Genomic DNA, 26646 nt, shown 5'->3' with positions numbered 1-26646 from the left:
CCATTTTGCACCGCGCCGGGAAGCGCGCTAAATTGCACAGCAGTGTGTAATTGCACAAAGATGTGCAAGTCGATGTGTGAGGCGGCGCGCGCCAGTGGGCCTGCGCCGGCGGGCATGCGCCAGCAGGCGTGTGTCAGTGGATCGGAGTGGTGGGACGTCATGAATCTCGTGGTGAAGCAACCGGTGGCGGAGATGGAAGGGCCGTACCGGCGCCGCTGGTGGGCGCTGCTGGTGCTCTGCCTGAGCCTGCTGATCATCGTCATGGCGAACACCGCCCTGACGGTCGCGGCCCCCGACATGACGCGCGACCTGGGGCTCAGCAGCGCGGACCTCCAGTGGGTCATCGACGGCTACACCGTCCCGTACGCGGCACTGATGCTGCTGCTCGGCGCCATCGGCGACAAGTACAGCAGGCGTGGTGCCCTGGTGCTGGGGCTCGTCGTCTTCGGCGGGGGAGCGGTCGCCGGGTCGCTGGTCGGCAGTGCGACGGGCGTCATCGCGGCCCGCGCGGTCATGGGGATCGGCGCGGCGATGATCATGCCCGCCACGCTGTCACTGCTCGCCGCGAGCTTCCCGCGTGCCGAACGGGCCAAGGCGATCGTCCTGTGGACGGCCACCGCCGGGCTCGCCATCGCGGCAGGACCGCTGGTCGCCGGGGCGCTGCTCCAGCACCACGGCTGGGCCTCGACGTTCCTGATCAACGTGCCGATCGCGGTGCTCGCCATCATCGGCGCCTTCGTCCTCGTACCCCCGTCGAAGGCCGGTCACCACGGCCGGATCGACTACGTGGGCGGGCTGCTCTCGGTGGTCTCCGTCGGCGCCCTCGTCTACATGATCATTGAAGGTCCGCACTTCGGCTGGGGCGCCAAGGCCGTCACCGCCGCCGTCGTGGCGGGCGCCGGATTCGTCGTGTTCGTGCTGTGGGAGCTGCGGCACCCGCGCCCGGTGCTCGACGTACGGCGCTACCTCGACCGGGGGTTCGCCGGGTCGAATCTCGCCGTCGCGCTCTTCTTCCTGGCCGTGTTCGGCGCCTTCTACTACCTGACCCAGCACCTCCAGTTCGTCCTGGGCTTCAACGCCTTCGAGACCGGGGTACGGATGCTGCCGCTGGCCGGTGCGGTCTTCGTCGGCTCCGCGCTGACCGGGATCCTGACGCCCCGGCTCGGGATGCGCGTCACGGTCACCGCGGGCATGGTCGGCGGCACGGCCTCGCTGGCGCTGCTCACCCGGATCGACGCGGGCTCGGGATACGGGGAGTTCGTCCTTCCCCTGGTCCTGCTCGGCCTGGCCATCGGCCTCGCCCTCTCGCCGTGCACCGACGCGATCATGGGCGCGTTCCCGGAGTCCGAACTCGGTGTCGGCGGCGCGGTCAATGACACCTCGATCGAGCTGGGCGGCTCGCTGGGCATCGCGATTCTCGGCTCGGTGCTCTCCGGCGCGTACTCCTCGCACCTCGCGGACGCGGTCGGCGGCAAGCTGCCGGCCGGTGCGCTGAGCACCGCCCAGGACTCGGTGGGTGCCGGGCTCGCGGTCGCCGAGAAGGTCGGCGCCAAGGCCGGGCCCGAGCAGGCGCACGCCCTGGTGGACGCGGTGAACAGCGCCTTCTCGCAGGCGGTCGCCCACACCAGCCTGGTCGGCGCGGTGATCCTCGGGGTGGGTACGGTGCTGGTCGCCGTCCTGATCCCGGGCCGCGGCCGGCGTACGGAGCCGGAGGCGGCACCGGCGGAAGAGCCGGTGACCACCGCGGCCTGAGGTATCAGGACACCCCGGTACGGCCCGGCCGCCGGATTCGCCCTTGCCTTGACGCCGACGTCAAGGATTACCGTCAAGGCATGCGAATCGGCGAGCTGGCGGAGCGGGCCGGCACCACCACCCGTGCTCTGCGCTACTACGAGTCCCGGGAACTGCTGCCCGCACGGCGGGCGGTGAACGGCTACCGCACCTATGACGAGGACGATCTGCGGCTGCTCCAGCAGATCAGGACGCTCCAGGACTTCGGTTTCGACCTGGAGGAGACCAGGCCGTTCGTCGAGTGCCTGCGCGCCGGCCACCCGGCCGGTGACGTCTGCCCCGCCTCGCTCGCCGTGTACCGGCGCAAGCTGTCCGAACTGGACGCGCTGATCGGGCAGCTCCAGGGGGTCCGCCGACAGGTGGGGGCGGAACTGGCCCGCGCCGAGGCGGAGTTGCCGGGCGGCCCGGAGCCGCGCTGTGAAATGTCCGACGGGGACGAGTGGGACGAGTGGGAGGAACACCGGAGATGATCCAGGCAGAGGGCGTCGACACTGTGACCGACGCCGATTTCGACACCGAGGTGCTCGCGGCAGGACTGCCGGTCCTGGTCGAGTTCACCGCCGACTGGTGCGGGCCGTGCCGGCAGCTCGCGCCCGTGCTGAGCGCGGTGGCGGGCGAGGAGGCCGGACGCCTCAAGGTCGTCCAGCTCGACGTCGACAGCAATCCGGAGGTGATGGTCCGGTACGGGGTGCTGTCGATGCCGACACTGATGGTCTTCCGCGACGGGGAGCCGGTGAAGTCGATGGTGGGTGCCCGCCCGAAGCGGCGGCTGCTCCAGGAACTCGCCGACGTGCTCTGACGCGGTGGTCGTGCCAGGTTGCGAACGGGGGTCGGCGCCCGGTACGGAAAACACAGCACAAAAATACCCCGGGCGAATTGACGTCCGGGGTATTGCGGCGCGTACAGTAGGAGCTTCTTGTCTCTGCGCAGAGCAAAGCAAGAGGAAATCTTATAACGGCACCGTATCGCGTCAGGAGCTGCATTGTCAACCGAGGAATTGCAGAACGAGCAGCAATTCGTCTCACGGCTCTACGAGCGGCTGGACGCGCTCCGGGAGCGCGCAGAAGCCGCCGTCCAGGGTTCGTTCGCCCAGGTGGGCAAGGGGCTGCAGGCGCGTGTCGAGCGCGATGTGCTGGTCGCCGAACGGTCCGGGCTGCTCAGTGCGCTGAATTCGGTGGAATCCGGACTCTGCTTCGGCCGTATTGATTTCACCGACGGATCCCGCTACCACATCGGCCGTATCGGAATCCGCGAAGAGGCCGACGAGAACAACGAACGCACCCCACTGGTGATCGACTGGCGCGCGCGGATCGCGCGGCCTTTCTACCTCGCCACCGGACATTCCCCGATGGGGCTGCGCCGCCGCCGGCACCTCACCACCGAGGGAAGGACCGTCACCGCGCTCCACGACGAGATCCTCGACCTCACCGACACCGAGCGGACCGGACACGAGGGGTCGGACGCCGACGCGGTGCTCCTCGCGGCCCTGGACTCCGCGCGCACCGGCCGGATGCACGACATCGTGCAGACCATCCAGGCCGAACAGGACGAGATCATCCGGGCCCCGCACCACGGGATCCTCGTCGTCGAGGGCGGCCCCGGCACCGGCAAGACCGCGGTCGCCCTGCACCGCGCCGCGTACCTCCTCTACGCGCACCGCGACCAGCTCGCCCGCCGCGCCGTACTCGTCGTCGGCCCCAACCCGGCCTTCCTCGGCTACATCGGCGAGGTGCTGCCCTCGCTCGGCGAGACGGGCGTGCTGCTCGCCACACCGGCGGAGCTCTTCCCCGGCGTGACCGCCACCGGCACGGACACCCCGGCGGCCGCCGCCGTCAAGGGGCGTACGGAGATGGCGGAGGCGCTGGCCGCCTTCGTACGCGATCTCCAGCGCACGCCGGAGCCCGGCAGGCCGCTGGTGATCCCGCACGACGACGGCGATCTGCTGCTCGACTGGACCATCGCCGACGCCGCCCGTGAGCGGGCCCGCTCGACGCTGCTGCCGCACAATCTGGCGCGCCCGCACTTCGCGTTCCGGATCATCGACGACCTGACCGCGCAGCTGGCCGACCGGCTCGGCGCCGACCCCTACGGCGGGCCCAACTTCCTCGGCCCCGACGATCTCGCCCAGATCAGCAAGGGCGTCGCGTCCAGCCCCGAAGTGCACGCCGCCATCGAGGAGTTGTGGCCCACCCTCACCCCGCAGCAGGTGGTCGCCGACTACCTCACCGACCCGGTGCACCTGCCGGACACCGACGCGGACGCCATCCGCCGCAAGAGCGGCGACTGGACGGCGGCCGACGTCCCGCTGCTCGACGAGGCCGCCGAACTGCTCGGTGAGGACGACTCCGCGGTACGCGCGGCGGCCGAGGCCGCCCGTCAGGAGCAGGTCGCGTTCGCCCAGGGCGTCCTCGACCTGTCGCTGGGCTCCGAGTCCTTCGAGTTCGAGGACGAGGAGTCCGAACTGCTCGCGGCGCACGACATCATCGACGCCGAGCGGATGGCCGAGCGCCACGAGGAGGCCGACCACCGCAGCGCCGCCGAACGCGCGGCGGCCGACCGCACCTGGGCCTTCGGGCACATCATCGTGGACGAGGCGCAGGAGCTGTCGCCGATGGTGTGGCGGCTGCTGATGCGGCGCTCCCCGACCCGCTCGATGACGCTGGTCGGCGACCCGGCCCAGACCGCGGAGCCGGGCGGCGTGGGCGACTGGGCGACGATGCTCGCCCCGTACGTCGAGGACCGCTACGAGCAGGTGCGCCTCGGCATCAACTACCGCACCCCCGCCGAGATCATGGAGGTCGCGGCGGCCGTCCCGAGCGCAGCGGACCCGACGTTCCGGCCGCCGCGTTCCATCCGCTCCACCGGGGTGGCGCCGTGGGTGCGGGCCGCTGACGACCTGCCCGGCGCCGTGGCCGAGGCCGTCGCGGACGAGCGCGCCGACGAGCGCAGGCTCGCGGTGATCGCCCCTGCCGTGCTCCACCGGGAACTGGCCGCCGTCCTCCCGGACGTCGACGACGGCGAGCCGGACCTGCACCGGCCCGTCGTCCTGCTCGACCCCCGGCAGGCTAAGGGGCTTGAGTTCGACACGGTGATCGTGGTCGAGCCCGGCCTGATCCTGACCGGTTCGCCGCGCGGCACGAGCGATCTGTACGTGGCCCTGACCCGGGCCACCCAGCGGGCCGGCATCGTGCACAGCGGCGGCGCACTGCCGGACTGCCTCAGCGGCGCGGCGGATCTCCGCCCGTGACACGGAGGAGGTGCGGCGGCGTGTGACCTGCACGCCGCCGCACCTTCATGTCTCAGACCGGCCTGAACCACACCGTCGCCAGCGGCGGCAGCGTCAGCCCGATGCTGGACGGGCGCCCGTGGTACGGCACCGGCTCGGGCTTCAGCGGATCCGTGTTGCGGATGTCGCCACCGCCGTAGAGCCCGGTGTCGGTGTTGAGCACCTCGTGCCACTCGGGCACCGATTCCGGCACCCCCAGCCGGTACTGGTGCCGCACCACCGGCGAGAAGTTGGAGACCGACAGGAGCGGGGCGCCGTGCGCGTCGTAGCGCAGGAACGCGAAGACGTTGTCCTCCGCCGCGTCACCCGCCACCCAGGCGAAGCCGCCCGGGTCGGTGTCGCGCTGCCACAGGGCGGGGGCCGCCGTGTACACCGCGTTCAGGTCGCGCACCAGGTCCCGTACCCCGCGGTGGTCGTGCGCCGCACCGTACGAGGGGTCCAGCAGCCACCAGTCCGGGCCGTGCGCCTCCGACCACTCGGCGCCCTGTGCGAACTCCTGCCCCATGAAGAGGAGTTGTTTGCCCGGGTGGGCCCACATGAAGCCCAGATACGCGCGGTGCGTGGCGCGCTGCTGCCACCAGTCGCCCGGCATCTTCGAGACCAGCGCCTGCTTGCCGTGCACCACCTCGTCGTGCGAGATGGGCAGGACGTAGTTCTCGCTGAACGCGTACACCATCGAGAACGTCATCTCGTTGTGGTGGTACTTGCGGTGCACCGGCTCCTTGGCCACGTACTCCAGCGAGTCGTGCATCCACCCCATGTTCCACTTCAGCCCGAAGCCCAGCCCGCCGTAGCCGCCCGCGCCGACCTGGTCGGTGGCGCGGGTGACACCGTCCCAGGCGGTCGACTCCTCGGCGATCGTCACCACGCCGGGGTTGCGCCGGTAGACGGTCGCGTTCATCTCCTGGAGGAAGGCCACCGCGTCCGGGTTCTCCCGGCCGCCGTGCTCGTTCGGCGTCCACTGCCCTTCCTCGCGGGAGTAGTCCAGGTAGAGCATCGAGGCGACGGCGTCCACCCGGAGTCCGTCGATGTGGAACTCCTCGCACCAGTAAGTGGCGTTGGCGACAAGGAAGTTACGGACCTCGGTGCGCCCGTAGTCGAACTCCAGGGTGCCCCAGTCGGGGTGTTCCGCGCGGGCCGGGTCGGAGTGCTCGTACAGCGGGCGCCCGTCGAACTGCGCCAGCGCCCAGTCGTCCTTCGGGAAGTGCGCGGGCACCCAGTCCATCAGAACGCCGATACCCGCCCGGTGCAGAGCGTCCACCAGATACCGGAAGTCGTCGGGCGTACCCATCCGGGACGTCGGCGCGTAGAAACCGGTGACCTGGTACCCCCACGAGCCGCCGAAGGGATGCTCGGACACCGGCATCAGCTCCACATGCGTGAAACCCAGGTCCTGTACGTACGCCGGGAGCTGCGTCGCCAGCTGGCGATACGTCAGACCCGGCCGCCAGGACGGCAGATGGACCTCGTACACCGACATGGGTGCCTCATGGACCGGCCGGTCGGCGCGGTGCGCCATCCACTCCTGGTCCTGCCACCGGTGGTGCGGCTGCGTCACGACCGACGCGGTGGCGGGCGGCACCTCGGTGCGCCGTGCCATCGGGTCGGCGCGCAGGGTGTGGCTGCCGTCCGGGCGCATCAGGTCGAACTTGTAGAGCGCGCCCTCGCCGACGCCCGGCACGAACAGCTCCCACACACCGGACGACCCGAGCGAACGCATCGGATACGCGGCGCCGTCCCAGTAGTTGAAGTCCCCGCTGACCCGTACCCCGCGCGCGTCCGGTGCCCAGACGGTGAAGCGGGTGCCGGTGACGCCCTGGACGGTCATCGGCTGCGCGCCGAGCGCCTTCCACAGCTCCTCGTGGCGGCCCTCGCCGATCAGATGCAGATCGAGCTCACCGAGGGTGGGCAGGAAGCGGTACGGGTCCTGGAGCTCGATCTCGCTGTCGTCGTAGGTGACGAGCAGCGCGTACTCCGGCACGGTGCGCAGCGGCAGTAGCCCGGAGAAGAAACCCTGGCCGTCGTCGTGCAGTTCGGCGCGGAGCCCCTTCGCGACCACGGTCACGGCCCTGGCGTACGGCCGCAGCGCCCGGACGGCGATGCCACCGCTGACCGGATGGGCGCCGAGCAGTGCGTGCGGGTCGTGGTGGCCGCCGCTGAGCAGCCGCTCGCGGTCCCCGGCGCCGAGCGTCTCCGGGGGCCGCGCACCTCCGGCCGGCGCCGGCTGGGAGGGCAGGACGGCTGCGGGCTCTGCGGTATCCATGGTCGGTGCGGTCGGTGCGGTCGGTGCGGTCGGTGCGGTCGGTGCGGTCGGTGCGGGCTCGCGCTCGGCGGGCGACGGAGTGCGGGACGGGGGACGGGCGGTCACTGGGGCGGCCTCCTCGGCAGCTTCGACGCACGGAAAACGGGGGGTTCGGGAAGCGACAGCCGCTCGATCGCGGCCATCGGTACGGGCAGCCAGTCGGGGCGGTTCCTGGCCTCGTAGAGGACCTCGTACACCGCCTTGTCGGTCTCGTACGCGCGCAGCAGCTCCGGCTCCGCGCGCGGGTCGGCGCCGGCCACCGACGCGTACCCCTCGCAGTACGCGTCGCGGCAGCCGGTCGCCCACTTCGGGGACCAGGGGCGGTGGGTGCGGGCCGCGTAGTCGAAGGAGCGCAGCATCCCCGCGACATCGCGGACCACCGGCTGCGGGCGGGTGCGTTCGGCCAGCGGGCGGGCCGGTTCGCCCTCGAAGTCGATGACGGACCACTCGCCGTCCCTGGCCCGCAGGCTCTGGCCCAGATGCAGATCGCCGTGGATGCGCTGGGCGGCCCAGGTGCGGCCGGCGTGGCCCAGGTCGGCGAGCGCGTCGAAGGCGGTGCGCAGCCCCGCCACGTAGGGCGCGAGCGCGGGCACGGCCTGGGCCGTGGCCTCCAGACGCTCCGTCATCTCCGCGGCGAGATGCTGTATCTGCTGTTTGCGCAGCACCGCGGTGGGCAGAGCGCACGCCAGCGTCCCGTGCACCTCGGCGGTCGCCCGGCCCAGCGCCCGCGCGCCCGCCGCGAAGTCGTGGCCGTCGGTGAGCGCGAGCAGGGCCAGCTGCCAGCCGTCCTCGGACCCCGCGAGGTACGGCTGGAGCACACCCAGCGTGGCGGGTTCGGGCTCCGTCGTCTCGTACCAGGCGACGGGTGCGGGCACCCGGGTGCAGCCGGCCTGGGCCAGCGCGAGCGGCAGTTCCAGATCGGGGTTCGACCCCGGGTGGACCCGGCGGAAGACCTTCAGGATGAACGTATCGCCATAGACCAGCGAGGTGTTGGACTGCTCCGCGCCCAGCGGCCGTGCGGGCAGCCCGGCGGGAATCTCCGCTTCGGGGTCGCGGTCGAAGCGCAGCGCCCCGATCCGGCCGGGCGCGCGCAGCCGTTCCATGAGCAGCCCGGTCAGCCGCGGGTCGAGCAGCGCGTCGTACAGCACGGACCCGGCCAGCGGTCCGGTGCGGGCCCGGCCGATCAGCGCGGCGGCGAGGCGCGGCGGCAGCGAGGTCCGTACGCCGAGCAGCAACTGGTAGCAGTCGCCGGTCGAATGGGCGGGGGCGGGGGAGTCCTGTTCGGCGCGTACCAGTAGATGGAGCAGCCCCGGAGCCGCGCCGACCGGCAGCAGTTCGGTGGCCGAGACCAGCGAGAAGGCGGTGACGGGCCGCCCCTTGCCCGCGAACCAGCGCTGTCTGGGCAGCCACTCGTGCAGCAGGGGGGCGAGCGAGTCGAGGAGGCGGAGGGGGCCGGACGACCCGGCGGAGCGCACGCTGTTCCGGGTGGATGCAGCCTTGGACATGGCATCGCGTCCTTTCCCGGGCACACCACACGATGCGCAGAGTGTCCCGGATTGCGTGGGGTCGCCTCCCATGCTGAACGCAATGGGGGCGGGAATCCGGCTGTGCGGGACTGTGCGGGTGAGGATGGACCAGATGGACGAGCCCGGCCTGATCCAAACGAAAGGCCCCAGGGCTCAGTGGGCCGGGTGCTGGTGCCGCGGTACCAGTGAGGGTGCCCGGGACGGAGCGGCGGAAACCGTCCTGTCCCGGGCCCGTGGTCACACGGTGGGGGCGTCCTTGCGCAAGCGGAACCAGTAGAAGCCGTGGCCCGCGAGGGTCAGCAGATACGGCAGTTCACCGATCGGGGGGAAGCGCACCCCGCCGATCAGCTCCACGGGATGGCGTCCGGTGAAGGAGTTGAGATCGAGCTCCGTCGGCTGCGCGAACCGCGAGAAGTTGTGCACGCACAGCACCAGGTCGTCCTTGTACTCCCGGAGGAAGGCGAGGACGGCCGGGTTGGACGAGGGGAGTTCGGTGTACGAACCGAGGCCGAAGGCCGGGTTCTGCTTGCGGATCTCGATCATCCGGCGGGTCCAGTGCAGCAGTGAGGCGGGCGAGGCCATGGAGGCCTCGACGTTCGTCACCTGGTAGCCGTAGACCGGGTCCATGATGGTCGGCAGATAGAGCCGCCCGGGGTCGCTGGACGAGAAGCCCGCGTTCCGGTCGGGGGTCCACTGCATCGGCGTACGGACCGCGTCCCGGTCGCCGAGCCAGATGTTGTCGCCCATCCCGATCTCGTCCCCGTAGTAGAGGATCGGCGAACCGGGCAGGGAGAGCAGCAGCGCGGTGAACAGTTCGATCTGGTTGCGGTCGTTGTCCAGCAGGGGCGCGAGCCGCCTGCGGATGCCGATGTTCGCCCGCATCCGCGGATCCTTGGCGTACTCCGCGTACATGTAGTCGCGCTCTTCGTCCGTGACCATTTCGAGTGTCAGCTCGTCGTGGTTGCGCAGGAAGATGCCCCATTGGGCGTTCTTCGGAATGGCCGGGGTCTTGGCCAGGATCTCCGATACGGGGTAGCGGGACTCCCGCCGTACGGCCATGAAGATGCGGGGCATCACCGGGAAGTGGAATGCCATGTGGCACTCGTCGCCGCCCTTTTTGAAGTCGCCGAAGTAGTCGACGACATCCTCCGGCCACTGGTTGGCCTCGGCGAGCAGCACCGTGTCCGGGTAGCTCGCGTCGATCTCGGCGCGCACCCGCTTCATGAAGGCGTGGGTCTGCGGGAGGTTCTCGCAGTTCGTGCCCTCGACCTGGTACAGGTACGGGACCGCGTCGAGGCGGAATCCGTCGATGCCCAGGTCGAGCCAGAAGCGCAGCGCCGAGATGATCTCCTCCTGCACCACCGGGTTCTCGTAGTTGAGATCCGGCTGATGGGAGAAGAACCGGTGCCAGTAGTACTGCTTGCGCACCGGGTCGAAGGTCCAGTTGGAGCTCTCCGTGTCGACGAAGATGATCCGGGCGTCCGCGAACTGCTTGTCGTCGTCGGCCCAGATGTAGTAGTCGCCGTACGGGCCGTCCGGGTCCTTGCGCGACTCCTGGAACCACTCGTGCTGGTCGCTCGTGTGGTTCATCACGAAGTCGATGATCACGCGCATCCCGCGCTGGTGGGTGGCGTCGACGAACTCGACGAAGTCGGCGAGGTCGCCGAACTCCGGCAGTACGGACGTGTAGTCCGCCACGTCGTAACCGCCGTCCCGCAGGGGCGACTTGAAGAACGGCGGCAGCCAGAGGCAGTCGACGCCGAGCCACTGGAGGTAGTCCAGTTTGGCGGTGATGCCCTTGAGGTCACCGACGCCGTCCCCGTTGCTGTCCTGGAACGACCTGACCAGGACCTCGTAGAAGACGGCGCGTTTGAACCAGTCGGGGTCACGGTCCTTGGGGGGAGTGTCCTCGAATTTGTCGTGGACGGGCTCATTGACAATCATGATGTGGGTGACCCTCCGATCGGCGGGGACGGTCGCAGCACCAGGATGTGCGCCGGCGTACTGCCCGGCTCCAGACGCACATAGTTGGCCCTGCCCCAGTGGTAGGTCTCGCCGGTGAGCTCGTCGCGCACCGGGACGGATTCGTGCCATTCCAGGCCGAGATCCGGCATGTCCAACGAGACCGTGGCCTCCTGGGTGTGGTGCGGGTCAAGGTTGACGACAATCAGAACCGTGTTCGATCCGGTCGTGGCTCCGGCTGCCTCTCCGTCCGGCGTGGAGACCTCTGTGGATGCCTCTGCGGAGACCACTGTGGAGGCATCTGCGGAGACCTCTGGGGAGACCGGTACGGACACCGACTTCGAGTACGCGATCACCGCGTCGTTGTCGGTGTGGTGGAAGTGCACCGAACGCAGCTGCCGCAGCGCCGGATGGCGGCGCCGCAACTCGTTCAGTGTGGTGATGAGCGGGGCGATGGTCCGCCCCTCCCGCTCGGCGGACTCCCAGTCGCGCGGCCGCAGCTGGTACTTCTCCGAGTCCAGGTAGTCCTCGCTGCCCGCCCGGGCCGTGGTGTTCTCGCACAGCTCGTACCCGGCGTACACCCCCCAGGACGGCGCCATCGTCGCCGCGAGCACCGCACGGACCTCGAAGGCGGGGCGGCCGCCGTGCTGGAGGTACCCGTGCAGGATGTCAGGGGTGTTCACGAAGAAGTTGGGCCGCATGGCGGCGGCGGACTCCCCGGCCAGCTCGGTGACGTAGTCGGTCAGCTCCTGCTTGCCGGTCCGCCAGGTGAAGTACGTGTACGACTGCTGGAACCCGACGGCGCCCAGGGTGTGCATCATCGCGGGCCGGGTGAACGCCTCGGCCAGGAAGACCACGTCCGGATCACGGCCGTTGACCTCGGCGATGACCCGTTCCCAGAAGACCACCGGCTTGGTGTGCGGATTGTCCACGCGGAAGATCCGTACGCCGTGCTCCATCCAGAAGCGCAGGATGCGGACGGTCTCCGTGACCAGGCCGTCCATGTCCTGGTCGAAGGCGATCGGGTAGATGTCCTGATACTTCTTCGGCGGGTTCTCCGCGTACGCGATCGTGCCGTCCGGCCGGTGGTGGAACCACTCGGGGTGCTGAGTCACCCAGGGGTGGTCGGGCGAGCACTGCAGTGCGAAGTCGAGGGCGATCTCCAGGCCCAGCTCACGGGCGCGCCCGACGAAGTCGTCGAAGTCCTCCAGGGTGCCGAGGTCCGGGTGGACGGCGTCGTGCCCGCCGGCCGGTGAGCCGATGGCCCACGGCACCCCCACGTCGTCGGGCCCGGCGGTCAGCGCGTTGTTGGGGCCCTTGCGGTGGGTGGTGCCGATGGGGTGGACCGGCGGCAGATACACCACGTCGAATCCCATGGCCGCGACCGCCGAAAGCCGCTTCGCCGCCGTCCTGAAGGTGCCGCTGACGTGCGGCTTGCCCTCCTCGACCACGGCGCCCTCGGAGCGCGGGAACAGCTCGTACCAGGATCCGTACAGCGCCCGCTCGCGCTCCACAAGCAGCGGCAGCGGCTCCGACGCGCTGACCAGTTCGCGCAGCGGATACCGGGCGAGGGCCGCCATGACGTCCGGCGCGAGCGCGGCGGCGAGGCGGTCGCCGGCGGGCGCCGCGGTGTCGCCCAGCGCCTCCGCCACCGCGAGGACCGCCCGGCGGCCCCTGCTCTTCGGCACCCCGGCCGCCGCACGCGTATACAGCCCGGCGCCCTCGGCGAGCACCAGCTCCGTGTCGATGCCAGCCGGGACCTTGATCCGGGCGGTGTGCAGCCAGGTGGTGACGGGGTCGCTCCACGCCTCGACCGTGTAGGTCCAGCGGCCCTCGCGGTCCGGGGTGACGTCGGCGCCCCAGCGGTCGGTGCCGGGGGCCAGCTCCCGCATCGGCGCCCAGGGCGCCGTTCTGCCGCGCGGGCCGCGCAGGACGACATTGGCGGCGACCGCGTCATGGCCCTCACGGAAGACCGTCGCCGAGACCTGGAAGGTCTCACCGGTCACAGCCTTGGCGGCCCTGTGCCCACCGTCGACGCGCGGGCGCACATCGAGCACCGGGATACGGCCGATCAGCTGACCGGTGGGGGGCCGCTTCGGCGGCTTCGAGGACTTCGGCGGCTGCGGGGACGTCGCGAGAGTCCCTCTGGCCGGCTTGTCCGATGATGGCTTGCGGGCTGCGGGCATGACCGCTCCTGTCCGCTTTCACTCAGGCTGTGGTGAGGGCTGGGGGTGAGCTCGGGCGGGTACCGGAGGAGCCTTCCCCCACACCTCTGGTGGGCAATCCGGCTCCTGAGTTAAGTACTCGTGCGTAATGTGCAAGGCAAGGACCAGGTGGGCCGCGCGTCGCGGAGGGGCCGTGCCCGGCCGTGCGGGTGACTGCGGTTTCACACCTTTGGCAGAGTCCGGCGTGCTCCACCGCGGCCGGCCGGACCGGACGGACCGGACGCGGCGTGCGCCGCGCACGGCGCACGGCCGGCGCGGGTCGTGCACCGCGTACGGGAGGTGCCGGTCGTGCTCCGCGTACGGGAGGTGCGGACGGCGCCTCATGGGGAGGGCCCCTCCCGGCAGGTGACGGTCCGTTCCATCCGGGCACACTCCTTCCCGCTCCTGGTGTCACCGCTGTGTGCCACAGCGAGGTGTCACACAGCAGCCTCACCCGTGGTGCGAAGTGCCACAAGCCCACGCGAGGGGGGAGAACCGGCCATACCGCCCGGAGTGACACGCACCGGCGCACTCCGCGTCGGGGCCGCACCGGCGCACGCGGACGCGGCCTCGCGCCGTGGTTGCGGGGAGCGCGGACGGTTACCTTCGGGGTGAAGTGCGGACGTACACACCGCTGTGCGTCCCCTGGATGCGCACATCCCCTGCGAAGGTGGAACACGTGAAGGCCATTCGTCGATTCACCGTCCGCCCCGTCCTCCCCGAGCCGCTGCGCCCGCTGGGTGAGCTCGCCCGCAACCTCCGCTGGTCCTGGCACGCCGGGACCAAGGACCTGTTCAGAGCCGTCGACCCCGAAGGCTTCCAGGCGGCCGGCGGTGACCCCGTCCGGCTGCTCGGCACAGTGCCGGCCGCACGGCTCGCCGAGCTGGCGGCCGACCCCGGCTTCCTGCGCGCCCTGACCGAGGCCGCCGACGGCCTCGACACCTATCTGCACGGACCGCGCTGGTACCAGGAACAGCCCGCCGGGCTGCCCGCCGCCATCGGCTACTTCTCACCCGAGTTCGGTGTCACCGCCGCGCTCCCGCAGTACTCCGGCGGCCTCGGCATCCTCGCCGGCGACCATCTGAAGGCGGCCAGCGACCTCGGCGTACCGCTCATCGGGGTCGGCCTGCTCTACCGGCACGGATACTTCCGGCAGTCGCTCTCCCGCGAGGGCTGGCAGCAGGAGCACTACCCGGTGCTCGACCCCGACGAGCTGCCGGTCACGCTGCTGTGCGAGGCGGACGGCTCACCCTGCCGGGTCACCCTCACGCTGCCCGGCGGCCGCTCGCTCCACGCGCACATCTGGCAGGCCCAGGTCGGCCGCGTCCCGCTGCTGATGCTCGACTCCGACGTCGAGGAGAACGAGCCGGGCGAGCGGGCTGTCACCGACCGGCTCTACGGCGGCGGCAGCGAGCACCGGCTCCTCCAGGAGATGCTCCTCGGCATCGGCGGGGTACGGGCGCTGCGCTCGTACTGCCGGATCACCGGGCACCCGGACCCCGAGGTGTTCCACACCAACGAGGGGCACGCGGGCTTCCTCGGACTGGAGCGCATCCGCGAACTCGCCGGTGCGGGGCTGGACTTCGACGCCGCTCTGGAGTCCGTGCGCGCCGGAACCGTCTTCACCACCCACACCCCTGTACCCGCCGGGATCGACCGGTTCGACCGCGACCTGGTCGCCCGGCACTTCGGGGACGACGGCGAACTGCCGGGCGTCGACGCCGGACGCGTGCTCCAGCTGGGCAGGGAGACCTACCCGGGCGGCGAACCGCGCCTCTTCAACATGGCGGTGATGGGCCTGCGGCTCGCCCAGCGCGCCAACGGGGTCTCCACTCTGCACGGCGCCGTCAGCCGGGAGATGTTCGCCGGGCTGTGGCCGGGATTCGACCCCGACGAGGTGCCGATCACCTCGATCACCAACGGGGTACACGCCCCGACCTGGGTGGCGCCCGAGCTCACCCGCACCGCCGTCCGCCGGATCGGCGCCGAACGCACCGAGCACGCGCTGTCGGTGGGCGTCGCCGACCGCTGGGACGCGGTGGCCGACTTTCCCGACGCGGAGATCTGGGAACTGCGCCGCACCCTGCGCGAGCAGCTGGTCGGCGAGGTGCGGACTCGGCTGCGCGCCTCCTGGCGCGGGCGCGGCGCGTCCGAAGCCGAACTGGGCTGGATCGACGGGGTGCTCGACCCCGGGGTGCTGACCATCGGTTTCGCCCGGCGCGTCCCCTCGTACAAGCGCCTCACACTGATGCTGCGCGACCGCGACCGGCTGACCGAGCTGCTGCTCCATCCGGACAGGCCCATCCAGATCGTGGTCGCGGGCAAGGCGCACCCGGCCGACGACGGCGGGAAGCGGCTGGTGCAGGAGCTGGTGCGGTTCGCGGACGACCCGCGGGTGCGCCACCGCATCGTCTTCCTGCCGGACTACGGCATGGCGATGGCCGAGCGGCTCTACCCGGGCTGCGACGTCTGGCTGAACAACCCGCTGCGCCCGCTGGAGGCGTGCGGTACGTCCGGGATGAAGGCGGCGCTCAACGGCTGCCTCAACCTCTCGGTGCTCGACGGCTGGTGGGACGAGTGGTTCGAGCCGGACTTCGGCTGGGCCATTCCCACCGCGGACGGCTCGGGGATGGACGAGGACCGGCGCGACGAGCTGGAGTCGGCGGCGCTGTACTCGCTGATCGAGGACCGGGTCGCGCCGCGCTTCTACGACCGTACGGCCGGCGGCCTGCCCGAGCGCTGGGTCGGGATGGTCCGCTCCACGCTGGCAACGCTGGGGCCGAAGGTCTTGGCGGGGCGGATGGTGCGCGAGTACGTCGAGCGGCTCTACGCGCCGGCCGCCCTCGCCCACCGCTCACTCGGGCCCGACACGGCCCGGGAGCTGGCGGGCTGGAAGACGCGGGTGCGGACCGCCTGGCCGGAGGTGCACGTCGACCATGTGGAGGCCGTCGCGGCGACCGCGGCCGACGGCACCGCCGAACTCGGCTCCACCCTCTCGCTGCGGGTCCAGGTCGCGCTCGGCGGACTGGGGCCCGATGACGTGGAGGTGCAGGCGGTGTCGGGCCGGGTCGACGAGCAGGACCGCATCGCGGAAGCGCGGACCGTCGCACTGAAACCGGCGGGCGGCCCCGACCTGGACGGACGGCGGCTGTACGAGGGCCCGCTCGCTCTGGACCGTACGGGGCCCTACGGCTACACGGTCCGTATCCTGCCGGCGCATCACCTGCTGGCGAGCGCCGCCGAACTGGGACTCGTGGCGGCGCCGACCGCGGCGACGGGGGAGGGCGCGGGCGTACTTCTGAGATGACCCTCCTGAGGCAGGTCTCCTGAGGCAACACCCCTGAGGCGGCACAGGATCAGAACGGGCCCGGCGCCTTTTCGGCGCCGGGCCCGTCCGGTTGTCGCGCATACCGTCCGAACAGCCGGCTTCCGGCCTGCCCCTGAGCCGTCCGCCGGTCAGCGGAGCACCGCCTTGGACGTCAGGGTGCCGCCGCTGAAGCAGAGCCGGTACGCAGGCAGTCCGGAGAACGGCCCGGCACGGTAGTACCGGCACTCCGCACCGGCAGGCACGGGCGGCGCACCCGCCGGCGCACCGCCCATCGCATGCCGGGGGAGCCGCGCACCGACCGGGCCCGCGGGGTCGCCGACCCGGATCAGGTCGTACTGGGCGCGGTCGAGGACCGTTCCGTACCGGGTGGCGAGGCCGACGGCGCCGATCAGCACCCCGAGTGCGGCGGTGGCGGCCAGCGGGACCCAGACCGCCTGCTTCAGACGCCGCCGCACCTGCTGTCTTGCCCTGGCCAACTCCTGTGCGGAAGAGGACTTTTCGCCGGGAGCCGCAGGAGGGGCGCCGGGCGCCGGAGGCAGGGTCGCGGACACTTCGAAGCCGCCGCCGGGCAACGGCCCGTGGCGCAGGGTCCCGCCTGCGAGACGGATCCGTTCGTCCAGGCCGACCAGCCCCGTACCGCCGCCCGGGCCGCCGGGCAGTTCCGCCGCGTCCGCCCAGCCGGTCTCGGCCGGCGGGCCCGAAGGCAGGCCGGGCGGTCCTGCCGCGCTGGTGACGGTGACCGTCAGGGCCGAATCCGACCGTACGAGCCGTACCGCCACCGGTGCGCCCGGCGCGTGTCCGGCCGCGTTGGTGAGCGACTCCTGGACGGTCCGGTGCACCGCGCGGCCGGTCATCGGGGCCAGACCGCCCGCCGCTCCCTCGCCGGTCAGCTCCACGTCCATCCCCGACCTGCGGGCCCGCTCCACTTGTTCCGCCACGGTCTCGCCCGGCGGCGAGACCGGCGCCGCCCCGTCGTTCTCCCGCAGGACACCGATGATGTCGCGCAGCCGTGCGGTGGCCTCCCCCGCAGCGGCCCGCAGCTCACCGGCCGCGCTCTGCTGTCGTCCGGTCAGCGACGGGTCGACCTCAAGTGCCGCCGCCCGTACGGCGATCAGCGACAGATCGTGGCCCAGCGAATCGTGCATGTCGCCCGCGATCCTGGAGCGCTCCAGCAGCCGTGCCCGGTCCGCGGCGACGGCCTGCTCGCGCTCCAGCCGGCCGGCCAGCAGCCAGCCGGTGTCGACGAGTTGGGCGTACTGCCGCACATACCGGCCGAGCAGCCACGGGACCATCACCCCGAAGGCCAGGGTGGACAGCTCGACGAGCCAGGCCCAGAGATCCAGGTGCGCGGCCCGCGTGATCAGCAGACCGGCGGCGGCCGTCCCCGCGAAGGCGTGCAGCGCGGGCCGGGCGAGTGCGGTCCGCCGGCCGGCCAGATAGCCGAAGACCGCCAGGGCAGCGGCGTACTCCGGGGTCCAGAGCTTCGGCGTGACGGTCAGGCCCAGCGCCACCGCGATCAGCAGCGCGGTCAGCGGCCACCTGCGGGACAGCCCGACGCCCGCCCCCAGCACCGCGACCCCGGCCACGGGCCGCCACCACGTACTCCCGCCGTCCACCACGGTTCTCAGCACCACGGGCGCGCAGATCAGCGCCCAGAGTGCCAGGTCGGTGATCCGCTCTCTCCGCTCGCTCCCCATGCGCCCAGCTTGCCGGACCCGGCCGCTGTCCGGCCCCCGACGAAAGTCGGGGGCGGCGGCTGCCTTTCGCCCCATGAACCCGGCCGGCCGCGCTGCCTACCGTCGGGGCAGCACAGCACGCACGGACCAGCGCAGCACGGGGGAGACAGCGTGGAGGGGACGGAGCCCGCGGCAGGGACACGGCCACGCGGGAGGGCTGCCCGGGGCCGGCACGCCGCTGCCAGGAAACCGGGCCCGGCCCGACGCGCGCTGCTGCGCCCCGCGTTGCTGATGGCCGCGGGGACCGTGGCATCCAGAGCCACCGGCCTGATCAGACAGGTGCTCCAGGCCGGGGCGCTCGGTACGGGACTCCTCGCCACCACGTACAACCAGGCCAACACCGTCCCCGCGAGCCTGTACTTCCTCATCATCGGCGGGGCGCTGAACTCCGTCCTTGTGCCGCAGCTGGTCCGCGCCCGGGTCGAGCAGCCGGACGGCGGACGCGCCTTCGAGCAGCGGCTGGTGACGCTCACGCTGACGGTGCTCGGGACGGGTTCCCTGCTCGCCGTGTGGGCCGCGCCCCAGATCATCGGCGTGTACCAGAGGGACACTCCCGGCAACCACGCGGCTTTCGAACTGACCGTGGTCTTCGCCCGTTTCCTGCTTCCGCAGATCTTCTTCTACGGGGTGTACGGCATCCTCGGCCAAGTGCTCAATGCGCGGGGCAGGTTCGGCGCGATGATGTGGACGCCGGTACTCAACAACGTTCTGCTGATCGCGGTGTTCGGCTGGTACGCCGGGGTCATGACGGCGGCGGACGGGGTGCACGACATCGGCAGGACACAGGTAACGCTGCTGGGCGCCGGCACGACCTCGGCCCTCGCGGTCCAGGCCCTCGCCCTGGTCCCGTTCGTCCGCGCCGCCGGATTCCGCTTCCGGCCGCGCTTCGACTGGCGCGGGACCGGGATGCGGGCGAGCCTCGGCGCGGCCCGCTGGACTCTGCTGTTCGTCCTGGCCAACCTGGCGGCGGCCACGGTGGTGACCCGCTACGCCACCGCGGCCGACCGGGAACTGCCCCGGGCCGGTGTGGGCTTCACCGCGTACACATACGCGCAGACCATCTGGTCGCTGCCGCAGTCCGTCGTCACGGTCACGCTGGTCACCGCGTTGCTGCCCCGGATGAGCCGGGCCGTCGCCGAGCACCGGGGCGACGACCTGCGCCGCGACCTCTCCCACGCCCTGCGGACCAGTGGCGCCGTCACCGTCCCGGCTGCCTTCTTCTTTCTCGCGCTGGGCCCGCAGCTGGCGCAACTGCTCTTCGCACACGGCGCCGCCGACGCCGCCGCCACCCGGCCGCTGGGGCAGATGCTCCAGGCGTTCGGGCCCGGACTGATTCCGTTTTCCGCGCAGTACGTGCTGCTGCGCGGCTTCTACGCCTTCGGGGACACCCGTACCCCGTTCCTGACGGCGCTGTGGATCGGCGCGGTCCAGGTCGCGCTGGCCACCGGCTGCCATCTGCTGCTGCCCGCGCGGTGGGCGGTCACCGGGATGGCGGCCGCCTACGGGGTCGCCTACGCGGCCGGGCTGCTGGTCACCGCGCGGCTGCTGCGCCGGAGACTCGGTGGGCGGCTTTTCGGCGGGAGGGTCGCCCGCACCTACGGAAAGCTGGTTGTGGTGGCGCTTGCGGGCGCTGTCACCGGGTGGGGGGTGGCAGCGCTCTGCCCGGTGCCGCCCGGCCCGCCCGCCGGGGCGGCCGCGCTCGCCCTGGTCGCGGGCGGCGGAGCCATGCTGCTGGTGTTCCTGCTGCTCGCACGGGTGTGGAGGATCGGCGGGTTGCACGGCGTGCCGGGGCTGCGGACCGGGCTCGTCAGCCGGAACCGGTGACCAGCCCGGCCTCGTAGGCGAGGATGGCGAGTTGGACGCGGTTCCTGAGTTCCAGGCGGGCGAGTACGGAACTCACATGGGCTTTGACGGTGCCCTCGACGACGTGCAGCTCCGCCCCGATCTCCGCGTTGGAGAGCCCCGCACCGACGCGCGCCACCACCTCGCGTTCCCGGCCGGTGAGCGGGTCCAGCCGGGTGCGGGCCTCCGTCGCGCGGGAGAGCCGCCCGGTGCCGAGGTGCGTGAGGACTCGCCGGGCCACCTCGGGGGAGAGGAAAGCGGCGCCGTCGGCGACGGCCTGGACCCCCGCGATCAGCTCCCGGGGATCGCCGGATTTCAGCAGAAAGCCGCTGACACCGCTGTCGAGTGCCCGCGCGATGTACTCGTCCTCGGAGAAGGTGGTGAGCATGATCAGGGCGGTGTCCGGTGCCGCCGTCCGTAGTTCCCCGGCGGCCCGCAGGCCGTCGAGGCGCGGCATCCGGATGTCCAGCAGGGCGACGTCCGGCCGGTGTTTCAGGGCCAGTTCGACCGCCTCATGTCCGTCGGCCGCCTCCGCGACGACCTCGATGGAGGGGGCGGCGGCGAGGACGGCCCGGATTCCCGCGCGGATCAGCGCCTCGTCGTCGGCGAGCAGGACGCGTATCCGTGGTCGTGGTTCCGTCATGGCGTCAGCCTAAAGTCCGGTTGTTCCTTCTCTGTTTCGGAGAGCGCATGACGGGGACCCGGCCCGCGCAGACCGGCCGGACCGCGGAAGGCCCCGCCGCCCGCCGGAGTGCGGCGGGAAGCGGGGCCTTCGCAGTCGGGATGGTCGGGCAACTGCCCGGCTGTTACTTCACGTTGAGGCCGGTCCAGGCCGCGCCGACCGCCTTGTACTCGGCGCTGTCCGCGCCGTACAGGTCGGTCGCCGCCTTCAGCGTCGCCGTGCGGGCCGCCGCGTAGTCGGTCGTCGACGTCATGTACGTCGTCAGGGCCTTGTACCAGATCTGGATGGCCTTGTCCCGGCCGATGCCGGTGACCGTGGAGCCGTCCGACGTGGGCGAGTCGTAGTCGACGCCGTTGATGGTCTTCTTGCCGCTGCCCTCGCTGAGCAGGTAGAAGAAGTGGTTGGCCGGGCCCGACGAGTAGTGGACGTCGAGGTCGCCGAGGCTGGAGGACCAGTAGTCGGCCGATGCGCCGTCCTTGCTGGGCTTGTCCATGTAGCGCAGCGGGGTGCCGTCGCCGTTGATGTTGATCTTCTCGCCGATGAGGTAGTCGCCCGGGTCCGACGTGTTGTTGGCGTAGAACTCGACGGCGGTGCCGAAGATGTCCGACGTCGCCTCGTTGAGCCCGCCGGACTCACCGGTGTAGTCCAGGTTGGCGGTCGCCGCCGTGAGGCCGTGCGACATCTCGTGGCCCGCGACGTCGATGGCGGTCAGCGGGTCGGCGTTGCCCTCGCCGTCGCCGTACGTCATGCAGAAGCAGCTGTCGTCCCAGAAGGCGTTGACGTACGAGTCGCCGTAGTGCACCCGGCTGTAGGACGCCTTGCCGTCACCGGCGATGCCGTTGCGCTTGAGGACGTCCTTGTAGAAGTCCCAGGTCTCGGCCGCGCCGTAGTGCGCGTCCACCGCCGCCGTCTCCGGGTTCTTGGCGGTGCCGTCGCCCCAGGTGTCGGTGCTCTTGCTGAACAGGGTGCCCTTGCCGGACGTCCCGTGGTTCAGGTTGAACGTCTGGTGGCCGCCGCGGGCGCCGTCGGTGAGCGTGTAGTTCGACCCCGACTGGGTGGTGCCCAGGGTGACCTTGCCGCTGTACTCGCTGGTGCCGGTGCCGGTCTCGATGGCCTGCCACTGGGAGAGCTTCTTGCCGGTGGCGGCGTCGGTGACGACGTGCAGCGCGCTGGGGGTGCCGTCGTCCTGGAAGCCGCCGACCACGGTCTCGTAGGCCAGGGTGGGCTTGCCAGTGGCCGCCCAGATGACCTTGCGCGGGGCCTTCTCGGCCGAAGTCTTGGCGGTGCCCGCGGACTTGGCGGCGCTGAGCGCCTTCTGCTGGGCGGCGGCCGGCTTCACGGCCGCGGTGGTGCCGGCGACCTTGATGGTCGCCTTGGTCGCCTTGGTGACCGTGGCGGCACCCGACTTCGGCGTGTGGACGACGAGGTCGCCGCCGAGGACCGGGAGTCCGGCGTAAGTGCGCTCGTACCGCGTGTGCGTCGTGCCGTTGGCGTCCTTGATGACGTCCCGGACGATGAGCTTCTCCTGGCTGCCCAGGCCGAGCTTGCCCGCGGTGCTCGCGGTGTTGGCCGCCGCTGTGCGCATCAGCGCCGCGTGCTGGGTGGTGGAGAGGGCCAGGGCCTGCCCACCGGAGGCGGCCGGCGTGGGCGCCGCGCCCGCGGAGCCGGAGGAGAGGGTGGTGAGGCCGGTGGCCAGCAGCGCCGCGACGGCGATCGAACCGGCGATGCGCTGGGAACGCGATATGTGAGAGGTCACTCGATTTTCCCTTTCAGAGGTGGGGGGTTGGAAAGATGCGGGTGACGTGCGGGTGGTGGCGCCGCCCGGGGGAGATTGGGGTCCCCCGGGCAGCACTGTCCTGTGAAACAGCCATGCGGTCGAACGATGTTTCTGTGAAACGCCGTTCGGTGGAACATTAGTGCGGCCGGGCAGCTTTGTGGCAGGAAATCAGAAGGTCAGTTTCCAGCTGTTCAGCGTTCCGGTGTCCTGTCGGGCGACATCCTGGACCTTCAGCTTCCAGGTGCCGTTGGCCGTCTCGGTGGACGCGTTGACCGTGTACGAGGCCACCACGTTGTCCGCCGAGTCGGACGGGCTCGAGTTCTTCAGCCGGTACGTCTTCCCGCTCGGGCCGACCAGGTCGATGACCAGGTCGCCGCGCCAGGTGTGGCTGATGTCGACGTCCACCTTGAGCGTGGCCGGAGCCTTGCCCGTCAAGCCCGTGACTGCGATCGGCGAGTTGATCGCCGGACCGCCGTCCGGGATGGCGACCTTCGTGGTGGACTGGAAGACGGTGCCCGTGCCCGGGTCTCCGCCGCCGGGCCTGCTGCCGACGTTGATGCCGGCCCAGGCGTCCGCGACCGACTTGTACTCGGCACTCGTCGCGCCGTACAGCTCACTCGCGACCGCCAGCGTCCCGGTGCGGGCCGCCGCGTAGTTGGTCGTCGACGTGAACTTCTCGGTGAGCGCCTTGTACCAGATCAGCTGGGCCTTGTCCCGGCCGATGCCGGTCACGGGCAGACCGTCGGATGTCGGCGAGTCGTAGTTGACGCCGTTGATGGTCTTCTTGCCGCTGCCCTCGCTGAGCAGGTAGAAGAAGTGGTTGGCCGGGCCCGACGAGTAGTGGACGTCGAGTCCGCCGAGGCTGGACGACCAGTTGTCGGCCGATGCGCCGTCCTTGCTGGGCTTGTCCATGTAGCGCAGCGGGGTGCCGTCGCCGTTGATGTTGATCTTCTCGCCGATGAGGTAGTCACCGGGGTCCGATGCGTTGTTGGCGTAGAACTCGACCGACGTACCGAAGATGTCGGACGTGGCCTCGTTCAGCCCGCCGGACTCACCGCTGTAGTTGAGTCCGGCGGTGGCGGCTGTGACACCGTGCGACATCTCGTGGCCCGCGACGTCGAGAGCGGTCAGCGGGTCGGCGTTGCCCTCGCCGTCGCCGTACGTCATGCAGAAGCAGCTGTCGTCCCAGAAGGCGTTGACGTACGCGTTGCCGTAGTGCACACGGGAGTAGGCGGCGACGCCGTCGCCCGCTATCCCGGTGCGGCCGAAGACGTTCTTGTAGAAGTCCCAGGTCTCCGCGGCCCCGTAGTGGGCGTCGGCCGCCGCGGTCTCCGAGTTGGAGGCCAGGCCGTTGCCCCAGGTGTCCGTGGTGTTGGTGTACAGGGTGCCCTTGCCGGAGCTCCCGTGGTTCAGGTTGTACGTCATGTGGCCGCCGCGGGCACCGTCGTTCAGCGTGTAGTTCGACCCCGACTGGGTGGTGCCGAGGGTGACCTGGCCGCTGTACTCGGTGTTGCCGACGCCGGTCTCGACGGCCTGGCGCTCGAAGAGCTTCTTGCCGGTGGTGGCGTCGGTGATGACGTGCAGCTCGCTGGGGGTGCCGTCGTCCTGGAAGCCGCCCACGACCGTCTCGTAGGCGAGCGTCGGCTTGCCCTGCGCCATCCAGACCACCTTGCGGGGCGCCCGGTCGGCCGAGGTCTTCGCCGACCCCTGCGCGGCAGCGGCCTTCACTGCCGACTTCTCGGCGGTGGCCGGCGCGACGGCCGCGCTGGTGTTCACGTTCTTCAGTTCCGCGCGGGACGCCTTGGTGACGCCCTCGGTCGCTCCCGCCTTCGAGGTGTCGACGACCAGATCGCCGCCGAGGACGGGAAGTCCGTCGTAGGTGCGCTCGTACCGGGTGTGCGTGGTGCCGTCACGGTCCTTGGTGACGTCGTGGACCTGGAGCTGTTCATGTGCTCCGAGACCGAGATTCCGGGCGGTGTCCGCCTTGGTGGCGTTCGCCTGGCGCAGCAACTCGGCCCGCTGGGAGGGCGAGAGGGCTGCCGGGGCGGCGCCGGGGACGGACTTGCCGGTGATCGCGGCCGAAGCGGCGGTGTTCCCGGGTGATGCGGAGGCTGTGCCGGCCTGTACTCCTACGGCGAGCAGTGCCGCAGCGGCGACGAGTGCGCCGGTGGCGGTGGCACGACGGTGCGTGGGTCTCACGCGGACTCCTTCTGCATGGGTGGACAGAGCGACCTGATGGGCCGCTCTGACGAGCAAGCAGTGCGCAGAACGGGGAGAGAGTGACATCTGTGAGGACCCTGTGTCAGGACCGCGTCAAAAGGTTGGCTGGAAATCGTCCGTTGTCCGCATGGTCGTGTTCGCTATACGGAATGTTTGCTGACGGTTGGTGTGCTGCTCCTTGCCGGCGTGCGGCGGAGGTCCAAGTGGGCGCCTGTGTACGCGAGATGGCAGCCTTGACCCCTGAGCAGGGCGCACAGGCCCTTGCCTGATCCACGGAGGTGCCGGATGGGCGCGGGGAACTCACCGGGGGAGACACCTTCGCCGGTCGGTCTGCCGGTCGGTGGTGGCACTCCGGGCGGGCCGTCGGCCGGTGCGCTGCCCGGCCCGCTGGTCGGCGTCGAGTGGCTCGCTCCCCGGCTCGGTGGGCCGGGGCTCGTGGTGCTCGACGCGTCGGTGGGCGCGCACCGACGCGTCGAACCGGATGCTCCCGGAGGCGCGCCCCGCGTACGGGACGGCCGGACGGCGATCCCGGGCGCCCGGATCTTCGACATCGACGGGGCGCTGTCCGACCGCACGAGTCCGCTGCCGCACACCATGCCGGGCGCCGGTCACTTCACCGACGAGCTGCGCGCCCTTGGCGTGAACGACACCGACGCCGTCGTGGTGTACGACGCCGTGGGCGTCTACTCCAGCGCCAGAGCCTGGTGGATGCTGCGGGCGATGGGCTTCGACCGGGCCGCCGTACTCGACGGCGGGCTGCCCGCCTGGACCGATGCGGGGCTGCCGGTGGTGAGCGATGGACCCGAACCCGTGTGCCTGCGTGGTGACTTCACCGCCCGGCCCCGCCCTGGCCTGTTCGCCGACGGTGCCGAGGTCGCCGCGGCGCTCGCCGACCCGGGTGCCGCCGTCCTCGACGCCCGGGCCCGCGGCCGGTTCTCCGGCGAGGCCGCCGAACCCCGTCCGGGGCTGCGCGGCGGCCATATGCCGGGAGCGGCGAATCTGCCCTTCGGGGAGATCCAGCACCGCGGCCGGATGCTCCCGGCGGCCCGGCTGCGTACCGCATTCGCCGCAGCCGCGGGCGGCCGCGAGCGGTTGGTCCTCAGCTGCGGATCGGGAGTCACCGCCTGCGTCCTGGCCCTGGGGGCCGAACTCGCCGGGTATCGCGACCTGTCCGTGTACGACGGGTCCTGGAGCGAGTGGGGGCTGCCGTCGGCCCGGCCTGTGGTGGCTGGTAACGGACCTTCACCTCAACACCCTTGACGAGCACTCCAACACCGGCCTGGAACCGCTGACGTACCGGCTCATCGGCTCCACCGGCGCCGACGTGACGGCGCACTTCGCTCGCGTGCCCGTCACCCGCATCGCCCTCGACGGCGGCTCCGACGCGCAGTTCGACACCGCGCCGATGCTGGCCGGCGCCCGGCAGCTCGCCGATGCCAAGGTCGATGTGATCGCCTGGAACGGCACCTCGGGCTCCTGGCTCGGTATCGACCGCGACCGCGAGGTGTGCGCCTCGATCACAGGTGCCACCGGCGTACCGGCCACCACCTCCACCCTCGTGCTGCTCGACGCCTGCGCCGCGTACGGGGTGACCCGGCTGGGTCTCGCCCTGCCCTACACCCACGATGTGGCCGAACGGATCGTGGAGACGTACGCAGGGGAGGGCGTCGTCTGCAGCCTGGACGGCGAGCCGTCCGGGGTCAGCGGCAACGAGGTCGACCGGGTCGAGTTCTGCGGCAACTGGTACGTCGACGACCTGCCGCCCATGATGTTCAACAAGCACTCCCACAACAGCCACGGCTACGTCAGCCCGCGCTCCCTGGAACAGGACTGGAAGGACCAGTTCGACTGGGTATACCGGGAGCTGGACTACGCGGTCCTGCCGATCACGCTGCACCCGGATGTGAGCGGCCGCCCGCAGGTGCTGCTGATGCTGGAGCGCTTCATCGACTACGTCTCCTCGCACGACGGCGTCAGCTCTGCACGCTGG

The 26646-nt window shown here is 71.1% G+C and carries 16 protein-coding genes and 1 pseudogene; 8 read left to right on the top strand and 9 right to left on the bottom strand.

Features of this window, described 5'->3' with window-relative positions; genetic code table 11:
- Positions 1-159 precede the first annotated feature (159 nt).
- The 4 genes from OG210_RS06420 to OG210_RS06405 all read left to right on the top strand — a co-directional run bounded on the left by OG210_RS06420 (position 160) and on the right by OG210_RS06405 (position 5038).
- On the top strand, positions 160-1752 hold the full coding sequence (locus tag OG210_RS06420) for an MFS transporter (RefSeq protein ID WP_328331601.1): 1593 nt from the start codon (positions 160-162) through the stop codon (positions 1750-1752).
- A gap of 80 nt (positions 1753-1832) precedes the next feature.
- Entirely contained in the window at positions 1833-2261 is a 429-nt protein-coding gene (locus OG210_RS06415; protein ID WP_328331603.1) for a MerR family transcriptional regulator, read from the top strand.
- Complete coding sequence (trxA, locus tag OG210_RS06410) at positions 2258-2590, top strand: thioredoxin (protein ID WP_328331605.1); 333 nt, start codon at positions 2258-2260, stop codon at positions 2588-2590. Before OG210_RS06415 ends, trxA begins: the two co-directional genes overlap by 4 nt.
- A gap of 198 nt (positions 2591-2788) precedes the next feature.
- Positions 2789-5038: a helicase gene (locus OG210_RS06405; protein WP_371540200.1), complete on the top strand. Its 2250-nt coding sequence runs from the start codon at positions 2789-2791 to the stop codon at positions 5036-5038.
- Between the two features lie 52 nt (positions 5039-5090).
- On the opposite strand, the gene glgB is transcribed toward OG210_RS06405, so the two are convergent.
- The 4 genes from glgB to OG210_RS06385 form a co-directional block, all read right to left on the bottom strand.
- Positions 5091-7445, bottom strand: coding sequence for a 1,4-alpha-glucan branching enzyme (gene glgB, locus OG210_RS06400; RefSeq protein WP_371535239.1), 2355 nt, complete (start codon positions 7443-7445; stop codon positions 5091-5093).
- Entirely contained in the window at positions 7442-8884 is a 1443-nt protein-coding gene (locus tag OG210_RS06395) for a maltokinase (protein WP_328331611.1), read from the bottom strand. The genes glgB and OG210_RS06395 overlap by 4 nt, the downstream gene beginning before the upstream one ends.
- A gap of 258 nt (positions 8885-9142) precedes the next feature.
- Positions 9143-10849: a maltose alpha-D-glucosyltransferase gene (treS, locus tag OG210_RS06390; RefSeq protein ID WP_328331613.1), complete on the bottom strand. Its 1707-nt coding sequence runs from the start codon at positions 10847-10849 to the stop codon at positions 9143-9145.
- Positions 10846-12942 carry an alpha-1,4-glucan--maltose-1-phosphate maltosyltransferase gene (locus OG210_RS06385; RefSeq protein ID WP_371540198.1) on the bottom strand — a complete coding sequence of 699 codons (2097 nt, stop codon included), beginning with the start codon at positions 12940-12942 and terminating at the stop codon, positions 10846-10848. The genes treS and OG210_RS06385 overlap by 4 nt, the downstream gene beginning before the upstream one ends.
- A gap of 808 nt (positions 12943-13750) precedes the next feature.
- Between OG210_RS06385 and glgP the strand changes: the two genes are divergently transcribed.
- Positions 13751-16378 carry an alpha-glucan family phosphorylase gene (gene glgP, locus OG210_RS06380; RefSeq protein ID WP_371535236.1) on the top strand — a complete coding sequence of 876 codons (2628 nt, stop codon included), beginning with the start codon at positions 13751-13753 and terminating at the stop codon, positions 16376-16378.
- A 149-nt stretch (positions 16379-16527) separates the two neighbouring features.
- Here glgP and OG210_RS06375 read toward each other — a convergent pair whose 3' ends face one another.
- The gene (locus OG210_RS06375) at positions 16528-18096 is read right to left on the bottom strand and encodes a histidine kinase (RefSeq protein WP_328331617.1); all 1569 of its coding nucleotides are present in this window, start codon (positions 18094-18096) and stop codon (positions 16528-16530) included.
- A gap of 270 nt (positions 18097-18366) precedes the next feature.
- Here OG210_RS06375 and murJ point away from each other — a divergent pair, with 270 nt between their 5' ends.
- Positions 18367-19959 carry a murein biosynthesis integral membrane protein MurJ gene (gene murJ / locus OG210_RS06370; RefSeq protein ID WP_371540196.1) on the top strand — a complete coding sequence of 531 codons (1593 nt, stop codon included), beginning with the start codon at positions 18367-18369 and terminating at the stop codon, positions 19957-19959.
- Here murJ and OG210_RS06365 read toward each other — a convergent pair.
- The 3 genes from OG210_RS06365 to OG210_RS06355 form a co-directional block, all read right to left on the bottom strand.
- The gene (locus tag OG210_RS06365; RefSeq protein ID WP_371535233.1) at positions 19943-20620 is read right to left on the bottom strand and encodes a response regulator; all 678 of its coding nucleotides are present in this window, start codon (positions 20618-20620) and stop codon (positions 19943-19945) included. The genes murJ and OG210_RS06365 overlap by 17 nt on opposite strands.
- 163 nt (positions 20621-20783) lie before the next feature.
- Complete coding sequence (locus OG210_RS06360) at positions 20784-22415, bottom strand: M4 family metallopeptidase (RefSeq protein ID WP_328331621.1); 1632 nt, start codon at positions 22413-22415, stop codon at positions 20784-20786.
- 189 nt (positions 22416-22604) lie between these two features.
- Entirely contained in the window at positions 22605-24635 is a 2031-nt protein-coding gene (locus OG210_RS06355; RefSeq protein WP_371535231.1) for a M4 family metallopeptidase, read from the bottom strand.
- Positions 24636-24941: 306 nt separating this feature from the next.
- Between OG210_RS06355 and OG210_RS06350 the strand changes: the two genes are divergently transcribed.
- Complete coding sequence (locus OG210_RS06350; RefSeq protein WP_328331625.1) at positions 24942-25916, top strand: sulfurtransferase; 975 nt, start codon at positions 24942-24944, stop codon at positions 25914-25916.
- A gap of 145 nt (positions 25917-26061) precedes the next feature.
- Positions 26062-26262, top strand: a pseudogene (locus OG210_RS06345) (hypothetical protein); the annotation flags it as partial.
- Between the two features lie 8 nt (positions 26263-26270).
- On the opposite strand, the gene OG210_RS06340 reads toward OG210_RS06345, so the two are convergent.
- On the bottom strand, positions 26271-26432 hold the full coding sequence (locus tag OG210_RS06340) for a hypothetical protein (RefSeq protein ID WP_371540579.1): 162 nt from the start codon (positions 26430-26432) through the stop codon (positions 26271-26273).
- Positions 26433-26646: the final 214 nt, after the last annotated feature.

Source organism: Streptomyces sp. NBC_00466 (assembly GCF_041433995.1).
GTDB lineage: Bacteria > Actinomycetota > Actinomycetes > Streptomycetales > Streptomycetaceae > Streptomyces.
The sequence above is the reverse complement of the archived record's forward strand: the minus strand, read 5'-3'. Positions and strand labels throughout refer to the sequence as shown.